A 25,336-nucleotide genomic window follows, 5' to 3' on the forward strand; every position below is an offset into this window, starting at 1 on the left:
ATCCTTTTTATAGTAAAAAAAGGTCTAATTAACCTAGATTAATTAGACCCCTGGAAAGGTTGCTAATAGCAAGCTGGCAGTATTAGGTTGTCAGCTTAACTTATAAGGTACGTTTGACTTCATGAATTTCGAAGACTTCAATCTTATCGCCTTCTTTTACTTCATAACCTTTCACCGCTAGACCACACTCCATACCAGCACGCACCTCATTAACATCCTCTTTAAAGCGACGTAATGATTGTAATTGACCGGTGAAAATAACTTGGTCATCACGCAATACCCGAATTGGCTTGTTACGGATGATATTACCTTCTGTCACCATACAACCGGCTGCATAACCAAAGCGACTAGAGTGGAAGACTTCACGTACTTCAGCGATACCCAAGATTTGCTCACGATGTTCTGGCGCAAGTAAACCGCTCATCGCCGCTTTCACATCATCAATCAACCCATAGATAACACTATAGTAGCGAATATCTAAGCCTGCTTCATCCGCTTTGCGTTTGGCAGCGGTATCGGCACGAACGTTGAAGCCTAATAACACCGCTTCACTTGATTCAGCGAGTACCACATCCGATTCGGTGATTGGACCGACACCCGATGAGATGACTTTGACTTTAACTTCATCCGTAGATAATTCATCAAGCGCGGTTAACAAGGCTTCTAGTGAACCTCGAACGTCAGTTTTAAGAATCAAATTAACGGAAGGCAGTTTGGCATCGCTCATTTGGTCAAACAAGTTTTCTAAGCGTGATTTGGCTTGACGTTCAAGCACTTTTTCACGCTCACGATCTGCGCGATATTCTGCAACCTCGCGCGCACGTTTCTCATCTGAGACCACCATAAACTCGCTACCAGCTGCTGGCGTATCAGGCAAACCTAGGATTTCAACAGGGATAGAAGGACCCGCTGAGGTAATTTTTTGACCGTTTTCATTGGTCATAGCACGGACACGACCATAATATTCACCAGCAAGTACCAAATCACCTTGGTTTAAAGTACCTTGTTTGACCAGCAAACTGACCACGGCACCGCGACCTTTTTCAAGACGTGATTCAATCACCACACCTTGCGCTGCACCGTCAGTAGCGACTTCAAGTTCCATCACTTCTGCTTGTAGGTTAATCACTTCAAGCAATTCATCGATACCTTGACCTGTTAACGCAGAGACTTTGACCACCGGTGTGTCACCGCCCCATTCTTCAGGAACGACTTCTTTAGTGGTCAGTTCGTTGAGCACGCGGTCTGGATCGGCGCTGTCTTTATCTATCTTGTTGATAGCGACGATAATCGGGGTACCTGCGGCACGCGCATGGTCAATCGCCTCAGCGGTCTGTGGCATCATACCATCATCGGCTGCGACCACTAACACCACGATATCCGTCGCTTTGGCACCACGAGAACGCATCGCGGTAAATGCGGCGTGACCTGGGGTGTCTAAGAAAGTAATAACACCTTGGTCAGTCTGCACATGATAAGCACCGATATGCTGAGTAATACCACCTGCTTCGCCTGATGCCACTTTACTTGAACGGATCTTATCGAGCAGGGACGTTTTACCGTGGTCAACGTGACCCATGATAGTAACCACAGGCGGACGCGCTTGGACGTTGCTGCTTTTCTCGCCAACCGCCTCACGTAATGAATCTTCAACTTGCGTTGAACTCACAAGCACTGGGTTATGACCCATTTCTTCAACAAGTAGGGCAGCGGTTTCTTGGTCGATAGATTCGTTTTCACGGACCAACTCGCCCATTTTCATCAACATTTTGACGACTTCGCGTACTTTGATTGCCATTTTTTGGGCAAGTTCAGATACCACGATGGTCTCACCGATTTCAACGTTATGCACGATTTTTTCAACCGGTTTCTCAAATTTGTGTCTATTGGCTTGCGATGATTTTAAGCCGCGACCACGGTTCTTAATCTCTTGCTCACCTTCATCGTCACGGCGACGACGACGGTTTTTGTTCGCAGTGCTTGCGGTTCCGCGTTTGATTTCACGGCGTTCTTGTTCAAATGAATCTTCAAGCGCTGCGCCCACCAAACCTTCTGCCAATGGTTCATCTTTTTTGACAACCATCGCAGTTTCAGTATCGGTTTCGCTGTATTTACTCGCCATTTGACGCATTTGCTCAAGGGTACGTTGCTGAGCTTCTTCAGCGGCTTTACGGCGGTTTTCTGATTCGATTTGACGTAAGCGTTCTTCTTCTGCTTCACGCGCTTTACGTTCACTATCCGATTCTTTTTTCGGTGCAGGTTTTTTGTCAGCTTTTTTGACTTCGATTGCAGCAGTTTTGTTGCCTTTTTTCACTACCACACTGGTGGTTGTGTGCTCTTTGGCAGCTTGACTACCACCACCTAAGTTAGCACGCATTGCTGCAAGGGTAGCTTGTTGACGCGCTTCAGCTGCTTGTTTGGCTTTGTCTTTTTCAGCTTGTTCTTGGGCGGCTTTTTCTTTTGCCAAACGCGCTTTTTCTTCAGCCTCTTTAGTCGCTGCTTCACGAGAGGCTAGTTCTTCAGCAATTTTATTGGGATTTGGTTTATCAAATACCATTTTTTTGCGCACTTCAACATTGACACTTTTGGCTTTACCAGAAGTGCCTGTCACCCGCGCAGTGGAAGTAGTTTTGCTTTTTAAGCTAATGCGAGGTTTGTCATTTTGACCATGACTTTGTTGTAAAAAGCTGACCAGTTTTTGTTGTTCGCTATCGGTGACGATGTCATTGTCACCGCGCGCAGACAGCCCTGCCTTGACCAGTTGATTATTAATTGCTTCAACGGTCTTTGTGGTCATTGCTGCAAGTTCTTTTACGGTTTTATCTGCCATTCATACACCTTTTTTAATTAAACCATGATTCACGGGCTTTCATAATAAGCTCACCTGCGGTCTTTTCATCAAGACCTTCGATATCTTGGATATCAAAGATGGCTTGTTCAGCAAGGTCGTCGACGGTGATGACATCACGTTCGGCAAGCTTGTAGGCCCATGCTTGAGTCATGCCTTCAAGGTTTAGAAGCTCTTGGCTTGGCTCTTTAATATTTTGTTGTTTGACCAATTCATCGGCAATCACCGCTTCTTTGGCACGTTCTTGGATTGCGTCGATGGCGTCATCATCTAGCCCATCGATGTCATAAAAAGTCTCAGCAGGGACATACGCCACTTCTTCAAGTGAGGTAAATCCAATATCCACCAAGGCTTGTGCCAAATCTTCATCGACTTCAAGGCGTGTGTAGAATAGGTCGCGATACACTTTGGTTTCTGATTCTTGTTGAGCATTGTACTCGTCTTCGAGCATCATGTTAAGACGATAACCTGTTAATTCTGATGCAAGGCGCACATTTTGACCTTGTGAGCCAATCGCACGGGCCAACTGATCGTTAGTGGCAAAGATGATATCTGCAGTTTTGGTATCTTCATCAAGAATAATACGATCAACATCCGCAGGTTCCAAAGCACTAATAATGTATTGCACTGGATCATCCGACCATACCACTACGTCGATACGCTCGCCTTCAAGCTCTTGTTGCACGGCTTGGATACGGGTGCCACGCATACCAATACAAGCACCCACAGGGTCGATACGATGGTCATTGGTTTTGACTGAAATCTTAGCACGTAAGCCAGGCTGACGCGCAACATCACGAATTTCAATGATTTGCTCAGCAATCTCTGGTACTTCTTTTTGCATGAGTGCCGTTAGCATTTGTGGTGAGGTACGAGATAATACGAGCTGAGCACCACGGTTATCACGATTGACTTGTTCTAAAATCGCATTGATACGACCTTTGATACGTAGCTGCTCACGCGGCAACATTTTATCGCGTGGTAGATAACCTTCGACATTATCGCCCAAATCAATGATATAACCATCACGCGCCGGTTTTTTGACTTCACCGGTAATCATCTCGCCGATACGATGTTCAAACGCATCTGCCACCAGTGAGCGCTCCGCTTCACGGATTTTTTGAATGATGACTTGTTTGGCTTGGGTAGCGGCAATACGACCAAATTCAATGGATTCGATTTGTTCTTCTTTGACGTCGCCGATTTTCCACTCGTTTTCATCCAAATCGCTAATCGCTAGCTGACAGGCAGGCATTTCATGATCTTCATCTGCCACTACTGTCCAATAACGGTAAGTGTCATAGTCACCTGTTTTGCGATTGATATGCACGCGCACGGCAACTTCAGGTTGCTCACTATAAACTTTCTTTTTGGTCGATACCACCAAGGCTTGCTCAATCGCTTCAAAAATATCTTCAGGATTTAAGCCTTTTTCATTACTGACGGTTTCAACGACCGTTAAAATTTCTCGATTCATGTAATCACCTATAATTTAAGTCATTCTAGACTTTATTCTTTAAAATCTTGCTTTTAGCTAGAAAAAAGTTAGCTAGAAGACATAGCGTAAAAAAGGCGTTAACCCCAAATTTAAAAGCTAAAATTGGTAGACCAAATTGGCTTTATCAATATTATCAAGCTCGATGGCTAAAAGTTGGTCATTGACTTGATCGTTTTCGGTTTTGACCGTCAACTGGCGCTCGTCAATATTGACCAATTCGCCTGTGACTTTACGGCGCTTATCACTACCTTGTCCAATTGCATGAATCAATCGTAAGCTGATGGTTTGCCCTACATAGTCATGCAGCTGCTCAGCAGAAAAAAACGCGCGGTCTAAACCGGGTGAGGACACCTCAAGTAGATACTCGCCTGCAATCGGGTCGTGCAAGTCCAACACACCACCGACTTGGTGGGTGACCGCAGCACAGTCTTCAATGGTGACTTGTTTGCCTTCGGCACGGTCTTCAGGTAGGGCTTCAATATAAATACGAAGAAGAGAGCGTCGACCTTGTGGTACAAATTCAATACCCCACAAGCTCACATCACAGGCAGTTACTGCTGGCTCAATGATTTGGGTCAGTTCAGCAACTTTCGTTGATAGTTTCATGATATCCTTTAGAGTTGATTATTAACATCTTTGTTGATTTTAAAAATTGGCAAGTTACTAAAACGCAACCGCTAATTTAGCAAAACTTAAGTTTTTTCGAAACCAATAGATACAAAAAAACCCACAAACTAATTGGTGGGCTTTTAAATCAATAAAAGTGTGTCTAAATTGATTTTTCTAGTAATGATACCAAAGCAATGCTACTAGAAAAGTGGTAGCGGGGGCTGGATTTGAACCAACGACCTTCGGGTTATGAGCCCGACGAGCTACCAGACTGCTCCACCCCGCAACAATTTAGAGAGCGTATTATAGAGTGAGATATTAACCTTGTCAACAGTTATTTAAAATTAATTTAGTTGGTGCGAATGGAGGGACTCGAACCCTCACACCTTGCGGCACTACCACCTCAAGGTAGCGTGTCTACCAATTCCACCACAATCGCAAAAAACCAAACTACTTTAACCAAGCTGTTTTTAAATAACAACACTCTAAAATAGACGCTGTATTCTAGGTCAAAACTACCAATAACGCAACATTTTTTTAAGGGTTTATTTGGCAGGTGCTTATTTGGCAGGTGTAGGCGTCGTTGGTGTAGGGCTTGCAGGCGCAGTATTAGTCGCTAGGCTGGTATCAAGGGTACGGCTAGATAGCGATTGCTGTTTAGCAAATACTGCCAGTGTCATACTGGTGATAAAGAAGATTGCCGTTAAAACCGCCGTCAAGCGCGTTAAAAAGTTGGCAGAGCCAGACGCACCAAATACGGTTGCCGAACCGCCTGCACCAAATGAAGCGCCCGCATCGGCACCTTTACCATGTTGAACCAAAATCAGACCAATCATTGAAATCGCGACAATGATATGAACCACTAAAATTGCATTATACATACTTATCTCTACAAAACTTGATAGCACTGATGCCCAATAAGAACGCTGTCAGTGGCAAAAGTAAAAAATTTTAAATGAGTGATATTTTACCTTAAATTTGGGCAAATGCTTGAATAATTTGTGTAAAACTCGTCGGGTCAAGTGATGCCCCGCCTACCAACACTCCATTTACATTTGGGCATTGGGCGATTTCTGCGGCATTATCTGCTTTCACGCTGCCGCCATACAATACCGGTGTGCTCGCTAAAGAGGCATCGATGTCCGTTAAGGTGGTGTTGATAAAGGCATGAATGTTTTGTACTTCTTGTATGGTTGGGATTTTACCTGTACCAATTGCCCAAACGGGTTCATAAGCAATAATCAATCGCGATGCTAAGCTACCCAAGTGGGCGTTATCCACTTGGTCGCCTTCAAATTTGGCATTAGCAAATTCAGCGGCTAGTTGTTTAACTACCATTAATTGTGCTGATAGCACATCTTGGGTCTGATTTTGCTCGTACTGGACTTGTGTTTCACCGATACAAAAAACAACGGTTAAATTATGGGCAAAGGCATTGCGAATTTTTTGGATTAAACAAGTGTCATCTTCATTAAAATATTGACGGCGTTCTGAATGTCCGACTAAAACATAATTTACCTGAGCGTCCTTGAGCTGAGCCCCCGAAACCTCCCCAGTAAATGCACCTTTATCGGCGTGTTGTGCGCATAAGTTTTGCGCAGCTAGCCCGATGTTCAATGACCCATGTTGGATGGCTTGTTGCGTGGTCGCTAAATGAATAAAACTCGGGGCGACAACCACGTTACAGCTTTGCAGTGCATCTGCAGGTATCTGCTGCTGTAAATCGGTCATGAGGGCTGTGACAGTCAGCTGTGTGCTAGGATTCATTTTCCAATTAGCAATCACCCAAGAATTCTGCCAATTTGCTACATAATCAGATGCTTTCATAATGTCCCTGTCAATTGAGGTAAGTGGTTATCTATGAATTTGCAAAGTATAAATGTCAAGATAACATTAAAATATAAGTAACGCTATTTAACATATCATGATGTAAAACATCACCATTTGAAAATATCAAGATATGAAAATAGGAGTATTTAAAATACTAGGCATAAAATGGTAGGTATTATATAAGCAATCGCAGCGATTTGCTGAATAAATTATTGGATTACACAAGTGAGGTGTTTAAAGAAAGGATAAAGTATAAAACAGTTTTATGAAGGTTGATGGATAGAGATAAAATGCGATAAAAAATTATTTATCGTTGAATTCACGGATTTGTCGAGAATGATTTGTTAATATATAAATGAATAGTTTACACTAACAAACATTAGCCCATTTGAATCAATATTGAGGGAACGAGAAAAACAATGGCAGCATCACTTCCTGGTTTTGGTGGCATTGCCTCGCGATTAGTGCATGAAGGACTAATTAGCGAAGCGGCAATGCAAAAAGTATTGGCAGAATCGCAGCAGCAAAAAATAAATTTAATCGCCTATGTGGTTGATAATAAGCTTGCGCAAGCTGACGCGGTAGCGTGGGTAATTTCGCGAGAATTTGGCGATCCACTCATTGATTTGGATGCCATCAATGTCAACTATATTCCAAAAGAAGCGGTTGATGAGAAAATTATTCGCGAATTTAATATTCTGCCGATTTTTCAACGAGGTAGCCGCTTATTTGTTGCTATGAGTGACCCAACAAGGGTAGATGCTTTAGATGCACTGCGGTTTGGTACAAGGTTTACCGTAGAAACAGTGGTTGCCGAACACCACAAAATCAAATCACTCATCGAAAAAATCTTTACTACCACTAATTTAGCTGATTTTGATGATATGGAAGCGGTGGAGTTTGATGAAACCCGTGCCGATGAAGACAATAGTGCCACCAGTCATTTAGATGTCAATGATGAAGCGCCTGTCGTTAAGTTCATTAATGGGATGCTCATCAAAGCCATTACCATGGGCGCCTCGGACTTACATTTTGAACCCTATGAAAAATCTTATCGCGTGCGTTTTCGTATTGATGGCGTGTTACAAAAAATGGCAAATCCACCGACGCAGCTAGCGGGTAAAATTGCTGCCCGCCTGAAAGTCATGTCACAAATGGACATCTCTGAACGCCGCGTGCCGCAAGATGGTCGTATCAAATTAAAAATTTCCAAGGATAAGGCAATTGATTTTCGTGTCAACTCACTGCCAACCTTATTTGGTGAAAAAATCGTATTGCGTATTTTAGACCCATCATCAGCGATGCTAGGCATTGATGCACTCGGCTATGAGCCGGACCAAAAGCAGCTATAGTTAAAGAAATATAGAAGTGCTACAATAACAAAATGGCATACTCAACCGACTACCGACAAATGATACTGGACAAGCACAAAGCAGGAAGAAGCATTCGTAGCCTTGCCCAAGAATTTAATATCAGCACACGCACTTTACAAAACTGGAAAAAACAACCAGAACGTAAAGTGGTTAAAACTCGTAAAGGCAAAATCGACATGGCTTTACTCAAGCAAGATGTCGAAAAATACCCTGATAGCTACCAACGAGAGCGAGCCGTACGTTTCAACTGCACTCAAAGAGCAATTGGGATAGCCTTAAAGCGGCTTAAAATCACTCAAAAAAAAGATACTTAAACACCCACAGGCAGATGAAATAAAACGTCAAGTGTTTATCGAGCAACTGGCAGACTATCAAAGCAGCAACCGACCTATTATCTACCTTGATGAATGTGGCTTTAAAACTAGTAGCTATCGCCCTTATGCTTATGCACCAAGGGGACAAAAATGCTTTGATAGCTACAACTGGCAGCTAAAAAGTACCACCAATGCGATTGGGGCTATTCATGGTAATCAGCTGTTTGCTGTAGGGCTATACGATTTTAATATTAACGCTGATGTCTTTTATCATTGGACAAAAAATCTGTTATTACCTGCATTGTCACCACATAGCTTGATTGTAATGGATAATGCTAGATTTCACATTCGAGAAGATATTAAAAATCTTATCGAGCAAGCAGGTCATACAATTCTTTGGTTGCCGCCTTACAGTCCTGACCTCAATCCCATTGAACATATTTGGGCTTGGGTTAAAAGGTTAAGACAAGATTGGCGACTTGATGATATCGATAAGCTATTCTTCTACTTTATGTGGATTTGTGGTAGTTTTTAATTTCTTTTACTATATTTATGGATGCGCTGGCAAAACCGCAAGGGATGTTATTGATTACCGGCCCTACTGGTTCGGGTAAAACCGTCTCCTTGTACACGGGTCTTAATATCTTAAACACAGTTGAGACCAATATATCCACCGCAGAAGATCCCGTTGAAATTAACCTTGAAGGCATCAATCAGGTCAACGTGAATAATAAAGTTGGCTTGACCTTTGCCAGTGCGCTCAAATCATTCTTGCGTCAAGACCCTGATATTGTGATGGTCGGTGAGATTCGTGACTTGGAAACGGCTGAAATTGCTGTCAAAGCTGCCCAAACAGGGCATATGGTACTGTCAACCTTGCATACCAACTCAGCGCCAGAAACCTTAACGCGTCTGCGTAATATGGGTGTGGCGTCCTTTAACATTGCCACCTCAGTCAATTTGGTAATTGCACAGCGCTTAGCCCGTCGCCTGTGTAAATCTTGCAAAAAACCGACAGATGTACCAAAACATAGCTTGCTTGAAATGGGCTTTACGGAAGAAGACTTGGCAAACCCCAGCAATGTCATTTATGAGCCTGTTGGCTGCTCTGAATGCCGCGATGGCTATAAAGGACGTGTTGGTATTTATGAAGTGATGAAAGTAACACCAGAGATTGCCCGAATTATTATGGAAGACGGCAACGCTATTGAGATTAAAGACGCTGCGTTAAAGCAAGGGTTTAGGGATTTAAGGCGCTCTGGCATTCTAAAGGTTCTAAAAGGCACGACAAGTATCCAAGAGATGTATCGTGTTACTAGCGAATAGTGCGTTTTTCATCCGTCTTTATTGAAGATTAGTTGAGATAGTAAGGGGTTAAGGGTATGGCAAAAGTCCAAACAGAAATGTTATTAGACTTTGTCTATGATGGGGTCAATCGCCGTGGCGAAAAAGTCAAAGGCGAAACCACCAGCCGCAATATTGAGCTGGCAAAAGCGCAGCTACGTAAGCAGGGCATCAAAGTCAAGACAATTAAGAAAAAACCTAAGCCTATTTTTCAAATGAAAAAAAGCATCAAGGCAATTGATATTGCTATCTTTGTGCGGCAGTTGGCTACGATGATGAAAGCAGGTGTACCGCTTACACAGTCGTTTGAAATTGTTGCAGATGCGCTCGATAACCCCTCAATGAAAGAGTTGGTGCTTAGTGTCAAGTCAGAAGTGGAATCAGGGAGCACCTTTGCTGCAGCGCTGCGCAAACATCCTAGATATTTTGATGACTTGTTTTGTTCATTAGTAGAGGCAGGTGAGCAATCAGGTGCGCTTGAAACTATGCTTGAGCGTGTCGCGACGTACAAAGAAAAAAGCGAGCTACTAAAAGCAAAAATTAAAAAAGCCTTGAAATACCCGATTGCGGTTATCGTGGTTGCGATTATCGTTACCATTATTTTGCTAGTTAAAGTAGTTCCGGTGTTTGCTGACTTATTCCATTCATTTGGCGCAGAGTTACCTGCGTTTACCCAAATGGTGGTCAATATGTCGGAGTGGATGCAAAAATGGTGGTGGTTATTGCTATTTAGCATTGCAGGCGCTGTTGTTGGCTTTTCTGAAGCTAAAAAACGTAGCAAACCCTTTAATGATTTTTTAGACCGACTTACCTTAAAATTACCAATCTTTGGCAATATTGCTTATCAAGCGGTGGTTGCCCGTTTTTCTCGTACTTTATCTACCACTTTTGCAGCAGGTGTGCCGCTGATTGATGCGTTGGATTCAACCGCTGGGGCAACCAATAATGTGGTATTTTATAATGCCACGCAAAAAATTAAAGGCGATGTTGCGACAGGGCAACAACTGCAGTTTTCGATGCGTTCTACCAATCTTTTTCCCAGTATGGCTATCCAAATGGTCGGTATTGGTGAAGAGTCAGGTAGTCTAGAGGAGATGCTTGATAAAGTGGCGACTTATTATGAAAACGAAGTGGATAACGCCGTAGATGGGTTAACAAGTCTGATGGAACCGATGATTATGGCTGTTTTGGGGGTGCTGGTAGGGGGTCTGGTGATTGCCATGTATCTACCAATTTTCCAAATGGGCTCGGTGGTGGGCTAGATACGATGGGGATTTTTTCAGATTTTATGTTGTTATTACAACAGTCGCAATGGCTGACGTTGATTATCGTAGCTTTATTGGGATTATGCGTGGGTAGTTTTTTAAATGTGGTGATTTATCGCACGCCTTTGATGATGGAACAGCAGTGGAAGAGCGAATGCCAGTTATTGCTCCATCCAGAAACCGTTATTGACAATCATGAATCCATTACCTTAAGCCGTCCCGCCTCTCGTTGCCCGCATTGTGGGTATTCGATACGTTGGTTTGAAAATATGCCTGTTATTAGTTGGCTGCTGCTAAAAGGGAAATGTAGTCAGTGTCATCACGCCATTGGTTATCGTTATCCGCTTGTAGAAATCATCACTGCTATTTTGTCTGTGCTGGTTGTTATGAAATTTGGCGTTACTTGGCAAACGCTGGCAGGATTGGCGCTCACATGGACATTAGTGGCTTTAACAGGTATTGATTTTGATACCCAATTGTTGCCTGACCGATTGACATTGCCGTTAGCGGGATTAGGATTATTCGTCAATGCCTTTGGCTTGTTTGTCAGTCCCACAGCGGCTATTTTTGGCTATGTGTTTGGGTTTTTATGCCTGTGGATTGTCTACCAATTGTTTTTGCTTATTACGGGCAAGCACGGGATGGGGCATGGCGATTTTAAATTATTAGCGGCTTTGGGGGCTTGGCTAGGGCCTTTGATGCTACCGTTAATTGTGCTTTTATCTGCGTTTGTCGGCTCGGTTGTGGGTGTGATGCTGATGAAGCGCTCAGGTGAAAGCAAACCTTTTGCTTTTGGACCTTATATCGCGATTGCTGGCATGATAGCACTTTTGTATGGGCAACCAATAATGTCGTGGTATCTAGGTAAAATGTCATAAAGTCATTTATGGGTCAATTATCCATGAATCAAGGAGGGGTTGCGATGTTGGTAGTGGGGCTTACAGGTGGCATCGGTAGTGGTAAATCACAAGTGAGCCGTTGGTTCGATGAGCATGGAATTGTCATTATTGATGCAGATGTATTGGCACGTGAAGTCGTCGCCAAAGATTCGCCAACGCTAAAAAAAATTGTCGCCAAATTTGGTGATTGGGTGATTGATGAGGCAGGCGAGCTTAATCGCCGTGTCATGCGAGAGCATGTATTTGGCAGTGCGCAAGCGTTAATGGATTTGGAACAAATTACCCATCCTGCCATTCGCAGCCGTGCCAAAGAATTACTAGCAACTGCCCAGTCGCCCTATGTAATTTTGGTAGCACCCTTACTGCTAGAAGCCTCTGAAGCAGGGCTGGCCAATCTGTGTGAGCGAGTATTGGTGGTCGATAGTCATGAAGCCTTGCAGATTGAGCGCGCCAGTCAACGTGATGGTCAAACGCCTGAACGTATTCAAAATATTATGGCAAATCAACTGTCGCGTCATGACAGGCTCAGACAAGCCGATGACATTGTCGACAACAACGGTAGCTTAGACGATTTGTATTTAAAACTTGAACAGTTGCACCAAAAATATTTGGCAATGGCAGGGGTTAATTAGCGCTAAAAGTAACAAGCCGTCTGATTAAGACGGCTGTTAAGATTGCGACGAGTTAAATTATGATTTTACGGATGAGCGTTGACGAATTGCGGTTAGCGTATCATCAACTAATAAATCACCGTTCAAAAATACATCCTGCAACAAATTATTTTGCTCAGCAAGCTCATCTTCACGCAGCGTCATATAACTACCCTGATGTTTGACCAAGGCTAAACGCCCGCGTTTGCTGCGTTTACTCACACTGGTAATTGGGTCTTTATACACGTCTCGCCAAAAACCGTCCACCCGTGCGCTGCTGGTCTTCATAGCAAAATTCAAGGTATCGCGGTTGACTTGTTGCAGTAGCCCGCCACCCATCCCAAAGGTAATATTGTCACTACTAAAGCCTGCTTTAATCACCGCATCAATTATTTTACCCATGCTAGTGGAATTAATACCATCCCCTTGGATGAGTCGCACATAGCTTGGCAGTAGCTTATAGCCTTTTGAGTTGGTGGTGGTGCCAAATTTTGCTGCAAGGCGCTGCAGGGCTTCACGCACCACTTTAATCGGATCGCCACTATCAGGGCGAATGACTAACGTGCCCCCTGTTTGCGCCACTTTTTCTTTTAGCTCACCACCCCAGATATTATCTATGGCATTCCATAAATCGTAGCTATCACTCACCACCGCAAAGGTTTTACCTTCACCGCCAAATTTGGCAATCATATTGGCATAGGCATCCGCTTCATGCTCACGTCCCCAAGTGGTCATGGTGCTATGCTCTGCTGCGGGAATGGAAAAAGCCGTCATGTCATTTTGCATACCATACCAACGATTGGCAGCCACAATCGCGCTTAAGGTATCCGTACCGGAAAAATTTACCAAGTGGGCAAGAGCGCCGAGTGCAGCCGATTCAAGACTAGACACCCCACGGGCGCCAAAATCATGCAATTTAAACGGTAGATTATTTAAGTTATCAGCCGATTTTTCCAAGCCTGCTTTGATGATTTGTTTACAATAATAAGAAAGGCTTGCCACAGTGCTAGGATACCAAATAGCACGCAATAGCGTGGTTTCGATATAGCTCGTCAACCAGTAAAACTCAGGGTCGGTATTCACCACCTGACACAATACTTGACCCGTTGGCACCACCATACCTTCTGGTATCGCTTGAATGCGGAGTGGTAATAGACCGCCATGTTTGGCGACTAATTGTCGCCAGCCTGCCTCATTAAACGGTACGCCATGAGCAGCAAGTAGCACTTTGGCTTCGTCTATATCAGCGTGAGTAATGGGTTTGGTAAGATACTGTTTTAAAAAAGCTTGTAGACCAAAAAATAGCACATTTTCAAAGTTGCTATTACCGCCACGCGCTTCAATATAGCTAGATACGTACTCGGTATTTGGTGGGTACTGCAGCCAATGCGACGTCTTATAGCTATCGGTATTTAAAATAAAATTGTCAAAATTTTGACTAAACATCACAGAACTCCTCTGGTGATTGCTTGCGCAGGTTAAAACCAAACCGTCTATCAGTTTGGCGGGAAAAAATCAGAGACCGACCATTTTACAAATAATGGCATAATGGTCTTCAAACAGTTTATCGGCTTTTAATTCAGCCAAGGGTAGCCAAAACGCTTTTTTGGCATCATCGCCACCTTTCACCGACGGTAAGCCTTTGGGGTCATTTTTGAGCATAAAGTAAAACGCTTGGGTGATGGTGCGACCACGAGCTGAGCGATACGGGTCATCAAAGGTGTGTTGACTATGGCGGGAGCCGCGCAGAACCGCTTCAGGTACTTTTAACCGAGTCTCTTCACGTAGCTCACGAATACAGGCATCAAATAGCGTCTCTTTAGGGTCAATAAAGCCACCAGGCAATGCCCATAGTCCTTGACCTGGCATACCACGACGCTCGACCAATAAGATGTGTCCTGATTGAATGACCACGGCATCAACGGTCATAAAGGTGGGCGGGTAGGGGCTTGATTCCCATTGTTTTTTGTATTTATCAATGAAGCCAGCCTCTTCGTGTAGGCGTTTATATGCTTCGGTCTTTTTAAATGCCTTCATGACATCGGTTGTCGATTGCGGTACCGTATCGGTTAACGGATCGGCACCAAGCAAAAAGCCTTCACGGATTGGCGTGGCAGACAACTCATGAAAATTAGGCACAGCCACTGACTGCCAATTTGGGAAAAGTGACAAGTAATACGATGAGCTGTCTTTTGAATGTCCAATCAGACCAATATTGGCGTTTAAATCGCCAGTAACCGACTTGACGCACTGCTGCACGTATTGAAGCCACTTGGTGTCATTGTATAAGGCATCATCCAAACCGACACAATGTATGCGTTTGGCCTCTTTTTTGTCAAAGGCGCCCAAAATCATTTGGCTACGCGCTTCGACACTAAAGCTATTGCGAATACTACTTGGCAAATTGGCAGAGCCAATTAGCATAATCACATTTTCAGCAAGCTTTAATGCTTCATCGACAACCGATTTATGACCTAAGTGAAACGGCTGAAAACGCCCGATAAACACCAAATAATCATATTGATAACCTTTTTTATTTTTGGGTGTGCTAAAACGCCCTTTATCTTCGGTGACGTCGTTTTTAGTAACCGTGATAGTGTCTGTCGTTTTATTTGGCATGACGCAAACTCCTTGCGAATGATAACGCCCTCGGTCTATCCAATAGCGTTTTGGTGATAAAGTTCGGTGATAAAGCATGTTTTTTTAACTATCTTGCCTAAACTTTCAACCAATGCCAAGTTATTTTTGGTTAAAGATTTTTGGTTAAAGATAGTGGCTAGATTGAAGTTTTGACTTAGCTAAAAAATATTGTGACGACCCTTGATAAGCCAAAAAATCACCCCCAATAAAATCCGAGTAAATTACTCAAGTTTATGCTAAAATATGGGTAAAAATTGATGACAAGCTAGGGTGACATATGAGCGATACAGAAAAAACCACAAATATCAAAATTACCGATTCAGCGCAAGGTTATCTGACTGAGTTGTTGGCAAAACAAAATACTGACGGCATTGGCGTACGTATTTTTGTTGAACATCCAGGCACGCCGCGAGCAGAATGCTGTATGTCATATAGCCAGCCAAATGAACACAATCCGGATGATTTAAAATTGGATTATGAGACATTTACCGCTTATATAGACACCCCATCTATTCCTTATCTTGAAGATGCGGTGATTGATTACAATAAAGATCGTTTTGGCGGTCAATTGACATTCCGTGCGCCTAACTCAAAAGTGCCAAAACTGGGTGAAAATGCGAGCCTAGAGGAACGTATCAATTACGTGTTGTCTTCAGAAATCAATCCAAATCTAGCGTCGCATGGGGGTAACGTGCAATTGGTGGATTTGGTACATGAAGAAGGGGTTGGTATCACCGCAGTGCTCAAATTTGGTGGTGGCTGTCAAGGCTGCTCTGCAGTTGATATGACGCTAAAACAAGGAGTTGAAGTCTCGCTGAAACAGCAAATACCAGAATTAACCCAAGTGATTGATGAGACTGACCATACCTATACCGCCAATGCGTTTTATAAGTAAGGTGAAGTGATTAGCAAGTTATAGTTAAATGAAAAGGGCGTTGCAAAACGTCCTTTTTTATTGATTAACATCTAATAATAAAAAACCCAGTGTAACACTGGGTTTTGGTTCGAAACATTTTTGAAGCATTGGCTTAGTCGCGGTCTTCAACAGCCACAAAATCACGTTGTGTGTAGCCAGTATATAACTGACGTGGACGACCGATTTTGTAAGGTGCAGAGTGCATTTCTAACCAGTGGCTGATCCAACCAGAAGTACGTGCTAAAGCAAAGATTACGGTAAACATAGAGGTTGGAATACCGATGGCTTTTAGGATGATACCTGAGTAGAAGTCAACATTTGGATATAGGTTACGCTCTTTAAAGTACGGGTCATTCAAGGCGATTTGTTCAAGTTTCATCGCAAGCTCCAGTTGTGGATCTTTGATGCCAAGCTCGCCCAATACTTCGTCACAAGTTTCCTTCATCACTTTAGCGCGTGGGTCAAAGTTTTTATAAACACGGTGACCAAAGCCCATTAATTTCACTTCTTTACGTTTGACTTTTTCCATGAATTCGTCAACGTTGTCTACGCTGCCGATTTCATCAAGCATTTTAAGTACAGCTTCGTTGGCGCCACCGTGTGCAGGTCCCCAAAGAGCCGCAATACCTGCCGCAATACAAGCGTATGGGTTAGCGCCCGTAGAGCCTGCTAGACGTACAGTTGAGGTAGAGGCATTTTGTTCGTGGTCAGCATGTAACGTAAAGATTTTATCCATCGCTTTTGCCAGGATTGGATTGACTTGATAGTTAACATCCGCTGGGGTTGCAAACATCATGTGTAAGAAGTTTTCAGCGTAGTTTAAATCATTACGGGGATACATGAATGGTTGACCATTGCTGTATTTGTAGCACATGGCGGCGATAGTAGGGACTTTAGCAATCAAGCGAATCGCAGTGATTTCACGATGGTCTTGTTTGCTCACATCAAGATTGTTGTGGTAGAACGCAGATAATGCACCCATCACACCGACCATAATCGCCATCGGATGAGCGTCACGGCGGAAACCTTCAAAGAAACGACGTAATTGGTCATTTACCATTGAATGTTTACGAACTTTTTCATAGAAGTCAGCTTTTTGCTCAGCATTCGGTAATTCACCGTGAATGAGTGCATACGCAACTTCTAAGTATTCGGCTTTATCAGCTAATTGGTCAATTGGGTAACCACGGTGTAATAAGATACCTTTATCACCATCAATGAAGGTGATTTTTGATTCAGTGGAAGCGGTTGACATGAAACCTGGATCGTATGTCCAAAAACCAGCTTGGGGTACGGCCTTAATATCGAGTACAGGATCGCCTAATGTTCCTTCAATGATAGGAAGCTCATAGTCCTGGCCATTGACGTGCAAGGTTGCAATATTGTCTTTCTCTGACATAAAATCCTCTCAGACGTGTAAAAAAAAGAAGACCTATACTTGCTCAAATGCATTGGCGCAATGACAAGGATAGGTGACTGCCCCGCCACACAGAGACGTGCAGGGCGACTTTATTAATAGCGAAAAATAGCGAAAACCCAAATCTAAAACATATCTATATTAACAGCATTTTTGCCAAAAATGAAAGTAAATTTACGCCTTACGCGTACAAACAGTTAGTTATAATTAACAGCAGTTAACTAAAACTATGCTCTCTGCTACTGACATTCTATTAACCCTTGATGTGGTTAAATATCTAGATAGGTGAGTCTCAAAACGCGCAATCTTATTAAATTATTTCTGAATTTTAATAGTGCGCTACAGGGGTTTGATAAAAGATGGTTTTTTTTCTGTTTTTGTTTGTATTTGTAATCAAAGACTCTTATAATTATAAAAATTTTACTGGTGGCTAGCTTTGTATTATTAATATTTGCTAAACATAATTTACTTTTTAGCTTTGTGATTTAACAAAATTAAAAAGTAAATTGTAGGTGGCTTTTTGTCGATTATTAGTTTGTAATTTATTAGTTTTTAATTGTGAGATGCGATTAGGTTTGCGGCTAATAACTATCTATTATGTGAATAATCCAAAGTACGCTAGCTATTCCTTATCTTCGATTTACCTGTTTTTTGACAGGCTATGTGATTCATCAAATCCTGCAAGTGATTTGAAGTTCGTGCTTGATATTTTGGATATTGGCATAGCGATAACACAGGTAAGTTATAACTGCGAATAAAGGATGCCCGCTGTGAAAAGCAACCGACCGATTGACCTTCCTTTAAGCCAAGTAATTAATGTTAATTCAAAAAACCCAATTGCTTTGGCTTCAATTACCCACCGTGTTTCTGGTGTGGTGCTATTTCTCCTAATTCCTGTGATGTTATGGATTTTTCAAACGTCGCTTGCCAGTGCTGAAGGCTTTGCAGATATTTTCACCAACCCATTGGTGAAGTTTTTGGCTTGGATCTTTGTGGCTGCATTAGGCTACCATTTTGTGATGGGTTTCAAACATTTATTTGCCGACATGGGCATGAATGAAGAATTAAACAGTGGTCGCACTGCGACATTCATTGGCTTTGTACTTGCAGCGCTTTGGGTTGTGGGTTCATTTGTATGGGTGATGTTCTAATGAAAAGTGCAACAGGTTTAACAGGCTCAGGCTCTCGCGATTGGGTGGTACAACGTATTAGTGCGGTTGTATTGGCAGTTTATTCATTGGTGATGTTGGGCTGGTTCTTAACCCACCAAGCAACGTTTGAATTATGGCAAGGCTTTATGCTAAGCCTACCGATGCGCTTATTTACGCTATTGATGATACTAGCATTAGTGGGTCATGCGTGGGTAGGGATGTGGACTGTATTAACAGACTACGTTAAGTCAAATGGTTTACGTTTTGTGCTGCAATCTGCCATGATTCTTGCAGTCCTGGTTTATTTATTTTGGGGCGTGATGATTTTCTTCTAAACATCCTGTTAGATAAATTTTGTTAACGTATTTATCGATTTCTACCTCAGGGCTTTTAAGCATTTATGGGGATAAAATCGAACCATCATTTAGGAAATTAAAGCAATGGCAACAAAACAAGACAACACCATTAGCAATATTCAAACCTTAACCTTCGATGCGGTTATCGTTGGCGGCGGTGGCTCTGGTATGCGTGCGTCACTACAATTGGCGCGTGGCGGTATGAATGTTGCGGTATTAACCAAAGTGTTCCCAACGCGTTCTCACACGGTTGCTGCGCAAGGTGGTATTGGCGCAAGTTTGGGTAACATGAGTGATGATAACTGGCACTTTCACTTTTATGACACCATCAAAGGTTCTGACTGGTTAGGTGACCAAGACGCCATCGAATACATGTGCCGTGAAGCACCAAAAGTAGTCTATGAACTTGAGCATATGGGTATGCCATTTGACCGTAACGCGGATGGTACGATTTATCAGCGTCCCTTTGGTGGTCATACTGCCAACTATGGTGAAAAAGCGGTACAACGTGCGTGTGCGGCAGCTGACCGTACAGGTCATGCGTTATTGCATACGCTATATCAAAAAAATCTTGAGCAAGGCACAGAGTTTTTTATCGAGTGGATTGCGCTAGATTTGGTCAAAGATAGCAAAGGCGACATTAACGGCGTTATCGCGCTGGAGCAAGAAACAGGTCGTGTCGCGGTATTTCAAGCAAAAACAACTGTCCTAGCAACGGGGGGTGCAGGTCGTATTTTCGCTGCATCTACTAATGCCTTTATTAACACCGGTGACGGTCTAGGTATGGCAGTGCGTGCCGGTATTCCACTACAAGATATGGAATTTTGGCAATTTCACCCAACAGGCGTCGCAGGTGCGGGCGTATTATTGACCGAAGGTTGTCGTGGTGAAGGTGCGTTACTTCGTAATAAAGATGGCGAAGCCTTTATGGAGCGTTATGCACCAACCCTAAAAGACTTAGCACCTCGTGACTTTGTATCACGCTCAATGGACCAAGAGATCAAAGAAGGTCGTGGTTGTGGTCCACAGGGTGATTATGTGGTACTTGATATGACGCACTTAGGTGTGGATACCATCATGAAGCGTTTACCATCGGTTTATGAAATTGGTAAAAACTTCGCGAACGTTGACATCACTAAAGAGCCAATCCCAGTTGTACCGACTATCCATTACCAAATGGGCGGCATCCCGACCAATATTCATGGTCAAGTTGTCATGCCAGATCTTGAGGCAGGTACGGATGCAGAAGGTTTATACGCCGAGCAAAAAATCGTGAAAGGCTTATATGCGATTGGTGAATGTTCATGTGTATCCGTTCACGGCGCCAACCGTCTAGGTACAAACTCACTACTCGACTTGGTAGTATTTGGTCGTGCAGCGGGTCAGCATATCATTGATGAGTTCCACGCCGCTGACCGTCATGACTATGAGCCTTTATCACCGCGTGTCCTTGACAAAACTTTGGCGCGTTTGAATGTGTTACAGCAATCTACTCAAGGGCTAAATGCGCAAGATGTGGCTGACGAAATCCGCCGTACCATGCAACAACATGCGGGTGTATTCCGTACCCAAGCGTCAATGAATGAAGGTGTACAAAAAATCTTGGCACTTGAAAGTAAGGTCAATAGTCTTCACCTAGCTGATAAATCACAAGTGTTTAATACCGCCCGTATTGAAGCGCTTGAAGTGGCTAACCTCTATGAAGTTGCCAAAGCGACAATGATTTCAGCTTCCCTGCGTCAAGAATGTCGTGGCGCGCACACCGTCGTTGACTACGAACGTGCGGCAGATGATGCGTATGCCCCGCTTGGTCGTAATGACCACGAATGGATGAAGCATACCCTTTGGTTCTCTGAAGGTAACCGTGTTATCTACAAACCTGTTCGTAAGAGCCCACTGACTGTAGACTATGTTGAGCCAAAAGTGCGTACATTCTAATTAATATTTTTTTGGTCTTTGCAAACTATTGTGAAGACCCTATAAACCAATACCATAAACGTGTGGAGTTTAGCATTATGAGCAGAGGTACTCGCACCATCGAGATTTTCCGCTACGATCCAGATAAAGACGCAGCACCCCGTATGCAGACATACCAAATTGAGCTTTTAGACTCTGACCGTATGTTATTAGACGTACTTGTCCGTTTGAAAAAAATGGACGAAACCATCAGTTTCCGCCGTTCGTGCCGTGAAGGTATTTGTGGCTCTGACGGTATGAACATCAATGGTAAAAACGGTCTATCATGTCTTATCAACATGAACACGCTGCCACAGAAAATTACTTTACGCCCGCTACCTGGTTTACCTGTCGTGCGTGACTTAGTGGTAGATATGAACCAATTCTATGAGCAATATGAAAAAGTTCATCCGTACTTGATTAATGACCAGCCAGCGCCACCGACTGAACGTCTACAATCACCTGAAGACCGCGAAAAGTTAAACGGTCTATATGAATGTATTTTATGTGCCTGTTGTTCAACCAGCTGTCCATCATTCTGGTGGAACCCAGATAAGTTCTTAGGTCCATCTGCGTTGTTGAATGGTTACCGCTTTGTGGCAGATAGTCGTGATACTAGCACACAGGAGCGTTTAGCGCGTTTAGACGACCCATTTAGCTTGTTCCGTTGCCGTGGCATCATGAACTGTGTATCAGTTTGTCCAAAAGGCTTGAATCCTACCAAAGCGATTGGTCACTTACGTAACATGCTTTTAGATCAAGCAGGTTAGTACCAAAATTTGGTGACAAAAAAGCTCTGTATCGACAGGGCTTTTTTTATTGGGATGTGATAAATTCATAGTAATTGGCTATCTATTAATGAAAGTAATAAATGATATCCAAATATCATAATATTTTTTATACCTTTTCAGCCTAATGAATGAGATAAATTATCATTAATTTTGTATAATATACGATAGGTATCTATAGGGAATATTCATTTAGGTTTTCTAAGGAAGGAGAAAACTAACTTTCACATTACTCTTCTTTTACTGCCATTTGATAGCCATTTATATACACGCCAAGCGGCGTGAGTCGCTATATTTAGTAAATGAATGGTAACTATTACCTTAACAAAATTTTTTGTTAATTATAAAAATGCTAGGCTATTCCCTAAAATTTTTATTTCCACCTTTAAATACTACAGTAGAAAGAATCATGGCTAACCAAAACCAAACTTCTGTCTCATCTGCTCAGTTTACCGAACTGTCAGCAGATAACGCAGTCTATCTTGAATCACTCTATGAACAGTATCTTCAAGATCCACAAAGCGTTGATGAAAAATACATTCCTTACTTTGCGCAGTTTGCCAAAGATGATGATAAAAACGCCCTTCACCATACTATCCAAGACCAATTTTTGCTATTAGCTCGCAATACCACTGCCCACAAAGTTACTGGTCAATCAGCTGCAGGCGCTGTCAGCCCTTCTGAAATTCGCGAATTTGCGGACAACCAAATGGGCGTGCAAAAACTGATTACCAGTTACCGCCGTCGTGGTCATCGTATTGCTAATCTAGATCCATTAGGACTGATGCCACGTCCAGAAGTTGAAGAATTGACTTTAGCGTACTATGGTCTTTCTGAAGCGGATTTAGACACTGTTTACCCTGTCAGTGACCTAAACATTGGTAAAGACAAAGCCACACTGCGTGAAATCATCCAAGTGTTGGAGCGAGTTTATTGTAGCAGCATTGGTGCAGAATATTTCCATGTGACCACTGCCAAAGAAAAACGCTGGATTGAAAAATACCTAGAGCAAAATCTTGGCTATGTCAAATTTGACAATGAAAAACGTAAATCTATCCTTGAGCGTTTGACAGCAGCGGAAGGATTAGAAAAATACTTAGCGCGTAAATATACCGGTGTGAAACGTTTTGGTCTTGAGGGTGGCGAGAGCTTTATCCCAATGGTCAATGAGATAATTCAGCGTGCGGGTGAAAACGGTACCAAAGAAATGGTTATCGGTATGGCACACCGTGGGCGTTTAAACTTATTAGTGAATATCTTAGGTAAAAACCCTAAAGATTTGTTTGATGAGTTTGATGGTAAAAAACAACCGACCGTGGGTTCAGGTGACGTAAAATACCACAATGGTTATTCATCTAACGTAATGACACCGGGCGGCGAAGCACACTTAGCCTTGGCATTTAACCCCTCGCATCTTGAGATTGTATCGCCTGTATTGATTGGATCAGTGCGTGCCCGCCAAGTACGCCGTCAAGATAAAACCGGTGATGCCGTTTTGCCAATCGTGGTACACGGTGACGCTGCGTTCGCCGGTCAAGGTGTCAACCAAGAAACTTTCCAAATGTCACAAACCCGTGCGTACTCAACAGGTGGTACGCTGCATATTATTATCAATAACCAAGTCGGTTTTACCACCAGCCGCTTAGAAGATGCGCGTTCAACTGAATACTGTACCGACATTGCTAAAATGGTACACGCACCGATTTTTCATGTAAACGGTGACGATCCAGAAGCGGTAGTATTTATGGCGCAGCTTGCCCACGACTATCGCCAAACTTTCCATAAAGATATCGTGATTGATATGTACTGTTACCGTCGTAACGGTCACAATGAAGCGGATGAGCCTTCCGCCACTCAGCCACTTATGTATTCGGTCATCAAAAAACTGCCAAGTACTCGTGAGCTATTTGCCAATAAATTGGTCGCTGAAGGCGTTATTAGCAAAGCAGAAGCTGTGGCTTTTGAAGATGACTACCGTGAGTCGCTCGATAAAGGCGAATATGTTGCTAGCGCCTTGGTGCGTGAGCCAAATAAAACGCTGTATGTAGATTGGACACCTTATATTGGTCATAAGCTTGAAGACAATTGGGATACGGGCGTTGATATCAATAAATTAAAAGCTTATGGTGAGAAAATGGCGCAAATGCCGGAAGGCTATGAGCTACAACGCCAAGTGCAAAAGGTGGTTGAACAGCGCAAAGCCATGCAAACCGGTCAAGAGCCCTTGAACTGGGGCGCGGCAGAAACCTTGGCTTATGCGTCACTGGTAGAAGAAGGCTACCCTGTCCGTATTACGGGTGAAGACGTGGGTCGTGGTACTTTCTCGCACCGCCATTCAGAACTGTTCAACATGAAAGACGGCAGTATGTATGTACCGCTTGCCAACATGAGCCCTAACCAAGCACGATTTGATACCTTTAACTCATTGTTGTCAGAAGAAGCAGTATTAGCGTTTGAATATGGTTACGCAACGACAGTACCCAATGCGCTAGTGATTTGGGAAGCGCAGTTTGGTGACTTTGCCAATGGCGCACAAGTAGTTATTGACCAATTTATTTCTTCAGGTGAAACCAAATGGCAACGTCTATGTGGTCTAACCATGCTGTTACCACACGGCTATGAGGGTCAAGGTCCTGAGCACTCATCAGCGCGTCTAGAGCGTTACTTACAGTTATGTGCTGAAGATAATATGCAAGTGGTAACCCCAACTACACCTGCACAGATTTTCCATGCCTTGCGTCGACAAGTGGTTCGCCCAGCGCGTAAACCGCTGATTGTGATGTCACCAAAATCACTGCTACGTCATAAATTGGCGGTGTCAAATCTTGATGAGCTTGCGCAAGGTCAGTTCCAAACCGTGATTTCAGAGATTGACCAACTTGATAACAACCAAGTGACGCGTTTAGTGTTGTGTGGCGGTAAGGTATATTATGACTTGCTTGAAAAACGTCGTGAATTGGGTCTCAACCATGTGGCGATTGTGCGTATCGAGCAGCTTTACCCATTACCTGAAGCACGTATTTTGGAAGAAGTGGCAAAATATCCAAACCTTGAAGGTATTGTCTGGACACAAGAAGAGCCACGTAACCAAGGCGCTTGGTACTATCTAGCACCGCACTTATTCCGTTTGATTGCACCGCCAAAACCAGCGACTCGTCCGACCAAAGCCTACTTGCTTGAGCCAGTGGCTCGCCCACCATCAGCAGCACCTGCCGCAGGTTCGATGCAAATGCACGTTGCCCAGCAACAAAAGGTTATCAACGAAGCATTGGGTTTGCCAAAAAATGAAGATTCGACCGAAGATAAGCTAGAAGCTAAAGCGGAAATCGCAGAAAAACAAGCGACTGACTAAGCGTTTTAAAGGATTAGTACCCAATAGCTGCGTACTAATCCTTCTTGGTTTTTGGTATAGGCAATTGCGCCGAGTGCTAAGACAACAATGAATTTAACCCATTAAAAATGAAAGAATGTGAAATTAACTA

The 25,336-nt window shown here is 43.2% G+C and carries 19 protein-coding genes, 2 tRNA genes and 2 pseudogenes; 13 read left to right on the forward strand and 10 right to left on the reverse strand.

What is annotated here, in order from left to right; genetic code table 11:
- Positions 1-100: 100 nt before the first annotated feature.
- The 7 genes from infB to tpiA all read right to left on the reverse strand — a co-directional run bounded on the left by infB (position 101) and on the right by tpiA (position 6,782).
- Positions 101-2,830 (reverse strand): translation initiation factor IF-2, encoded by a 2,730-nt coding sequence (gene infB / locus RNZ41_RS01085; RefSeq protein ID WP_314027365.1) that lies wholly within the window; start codon positions 2,828-2,830, stop codon positions 101-103.
- A gap of 13 nt (positions 2,831-2,843) precedes the next feature.
- Positions 2,844-4,325, reverse strand: coding sequence for a transcription termination factor NusA (gene nusA, locus RNZ41_RS01090; RefSeq protein ID WP_065264333.1), 1,482 nt, complete (start codon positions 4,323-4,325; stop codon positions 2,844-2,846).
- Between the two features lie 117 nt (positions 4,326-4,442).
- Positions 4,443-4,952, reverse strand: a complete 510-nt coding sequence (rimP, locus tag RNZ41_RS01095; RefSeq protein ID WP_007115081.1) for a ribosome maturation factor RimP — start codon at positions 4,950-4,952, stop codon at positions 4,443-4,445.
- A gap of 212 nt (positions 4,953-5,164) precedes the next feature.
- Positions 5,165-5,241: transfer RNA gene (locus RNZ41_RS01100), tRNA-Met, on the reverse strand.
- A 68-nt stretch (positions 5,242-5,309) separates the two neighbouring features.
- Positions 5,310-5,394, reverse strand: a tRNA-Leu gene (locus RNZ41_RS01105).
- 121 nt (positions 5,395-5,515) lie between these two features.
- Entirely contained in the window at positions 5,516-5,836 is a 321-nt protein-coding gene (gene secG, locus RNZ41_RS01110; RefSeq protein WP_036594931.1) for a preprotein translocase subunit SecG, read from the reverse strand.
- A 91-nt stretch (positions 5,837-5,927) separates the two neighbouring features.
- Positions 5,928-6,782, reverse strand: a complete 855-nt coding sequence (gene tpiA, locus RNZ41_RS01115) for a triose-phosphate isomerase (RefSeq protein ID WP_314027368.1) — start codon at positions 6,780-6,782, stop codon at positions 5,928-5,930.
- Between the two features lie 422 nt (positions 6,783-7,204).
- Between tpiA and RNZ41_RS01120 the strand changes: the two are divergent.
- From RNZ41_RS01120 to coaE, 7 genes and pseudogenes are all read left to right on the forward strand, one after another.
- Positions 7,205-8,134 (forward strand): annotated as a pseudogene (locus RNZ41_RS01120) (ATPase, T2SS/T4P/T4SS family); the annotation flags it as partial.
- A gap of 35 nt (positions 8,135-8,169) precedes the next feature.
- Positions 8,170-8,472, forward strand: a complete 303-nt coding sequence (locus RNZ41_RS01125) for an IS630 transposase-related protein (RefSeq protein ID WP_007115011.1) — start codon at positions 8,170-8,172, stop codon at positions 8,470-8,472.
- Between the two features lie 31 nt (positions 8,473-8,503).
- Positions 8,504-9,007 (forward strand): IS630 family transposase, encoded by a 504-nt coding sequence (locus RNZ41_RS01130; RefSeq protein ID WP_007115010.1) that lies wholly within the window; start codon positions 8,504-8,506, stop codon positions 9,005-9,007.
- 11 nt (positions 9,008-9,018) lie between these two features.
- Positions 9,019-9,798 (forward strand): annotated as a pseudogene (locus tag RNZ41_RS01135) (ATPase, T2SS/T4P/T4SS family); the annotation flags it as partial.
- Between the two features lie 56 nt (positions 9,799-9,854).
- On the forward strand, positions 9,855-11,078 hold the full coding sequence (locus RNZ41_RS01140; RefSeq protein WP_100285197.1) for a type II secretion system F family protein: 1,224 nt from the start codon (positions 9,855-9,857) through the stop codon (positions 11,076-11,078).
- Between the two features lie 26 nt (positions 11,079-11,104).
- The gene (locus RNZ41_RS01145; RefSeq protein WP_314027369.1) at positions 11,105-11,959 is read left to right on the forward strand and encodes a prepilin peptidase; all 855 of its coding nucleotides are present in this window, start codon (positions 11,105-11,107) and stop codon (positions 11,957-11,959) included.
- Between the two features lie 23 nt (positions 11,960-11,982).
- Positions 11,983-12,612: a dephospho-CoA kinase gene (gene coaE / locus RNZ41_RS01150; RefSeq protein ID WP_314027370.1), complete on the forward strand. Its 630-nt coding sequence runs from the start codon at positions 11,983-11,985 to the stop codon at positions 12,610-12,612.
- 57 nt (positions 12,613-12,669) lie between these two features.
- Here the strand turns inward: coaE and RNZ41_RS01155 are convergent, their stop codons facing one another.
- Together RNZ41_RS01155 and RNZ41_RS01160 are read right to left on the reverse strand one after the other, a co-directional pair.
- Positions 12,670-14,076, reverse strand: a complete 1,407-nt coding sequence (locus tag RNZ41_RS01155; RefSeq protein ID WP_314027371.1) for a nicotinate phosphoribosyltransferase — start codon at positions 14,074-14,076, stop codon at positions 12,670-12,672.
- 69 nt (positions 14,077-14,145) lie between these two features.
- Positions 14,146-15,249: a bifunctional nicotinamide-nucleotide adenylyltransferase/Nudix hydroxylase gene (locus tag RNZ41_RS01160; protein WP_314027372.1), complete on the reverse strand. Its 1,104-nt coding sequence runs from the start codon at positions 15,247-15,249 to the stop codon at positions 14,146-14,148.
- 298 nt (positions 15,250-15,547) lie between these two features.
- Between RNZ41_RS01160 and nfuA the strand changes: the two genes are divergently transcribed.
- The gene (nfuA, locus tag RNZ41_RS01165) at positions 15,548-16,165 is read left to right on the forward strand and encodes a Fe-S biogenesis protein NfuA (protein ID WP_007115071.1); all 618 of its coding nucleotides are present in this window, start codon (positions 15,548-15,550) and stop codon (positions 16,163-16,165) included.
- A gap of 133 nt (positions 16,166-16,298) precedes the next feature.
- Here the strand turns inward: nfuA and gltA are convergent, their stop codons facing one another.
- Complete coding sequence (gltA, locus tag RNZ41_RS01170; RefSeq protein WP_050324880.1) at positions 16,299-17,585, reverse strand: citrate synthase; 1,287 nt, start codon at positions 17,583-17,585, stop codon at positions 16,299-16,301.
- A 779-nt stretch (positions 17,586-18,364) separates the two neighbouring features.
- Between gltA and sdhC the strand changes: the two genes are divergently transcribed.
- The 5 genes from sdhC to RNZ41_RS01195 all read left to right on the forward strand — a co-directional run bounded on the left by sdhC (position 18,365) and on the right by RNZ41_RS01195 (position 25,206).
- Entirely contained in the window at positions 18,365-18,754 is a 390-nt protein-coding gene (gene sdhC / locus RNZ41_RS01175) for a succinate dehydrogenase, cytochrome b556 subunit (RefSeq protein ID WP_071586266.1), read from the forward strand.
- Positions 18,754-19,089: a succinate dehydrogenase, hydrophobic membrane anchor protein gene (gene sdhD / locus RNZ41_RS01180; protein WP_065264324.1), complete on the forward strand. Its 336-nt coding sequence runs from the start codon at positions 18,754-18,756 to the stop codon at positions 19,087-19,089. The genes sdhC and sdhD overlap by 1 nt, the downstream gene beginning before the upstream one ends.
- Before the next feature lie 96 nt (positions 19,090-19,185).
- A complete protein-coding gene (sdhA, locus tag RNZ41_RS01185) occupies positions 19,186-21,048 on the forward strand; it encodes a succinate dehydrogenase flavoprotein subunit (RefSeq protein ID WP_178086238.1) in 1,863 nt (620 codons plus the stop codon).
- Positions 21,049-21,125: 77 nt separating this feature from the next.
- Entirely contained in the window at positions 21,126-21,836 is a 711-nt protein-coding gene (locus RNZ41_RS01190; RefSeq protein WP_007115066.1) for a succinate dehydrogenase iron-sulfur subunit, read from the forward strand.
- Between the two features lie 427 nt (positions 21,837-22,263).
- The gene (locus tag RNZ41_RS01195; protein ID WP_314027373.1) at positions 22,264-25,206 is read left to right on the forward strand and encodes a 2-oxoglutarate dehydrogenase E1 component; all 2,943 of its coding nucleotides are present in this window, start codon (positions 22,264-22,266) and stop codon (positions 25,204-25,206) included.
- The last annotated feature ends 130 nt before the right edge of the window (positions 25,207-25,336 follow it).

It is taken from the genome of Moraxella sp. DOX410 (assembly GCF_032248735.1).
Classification (GTDB): domain Bacteria; phylum Pseudomonadota; class Gammaproteobacteria; order Pseudomonadales; family Moraxellaceae; genus Faucicola; species Faucicola tetraodonis.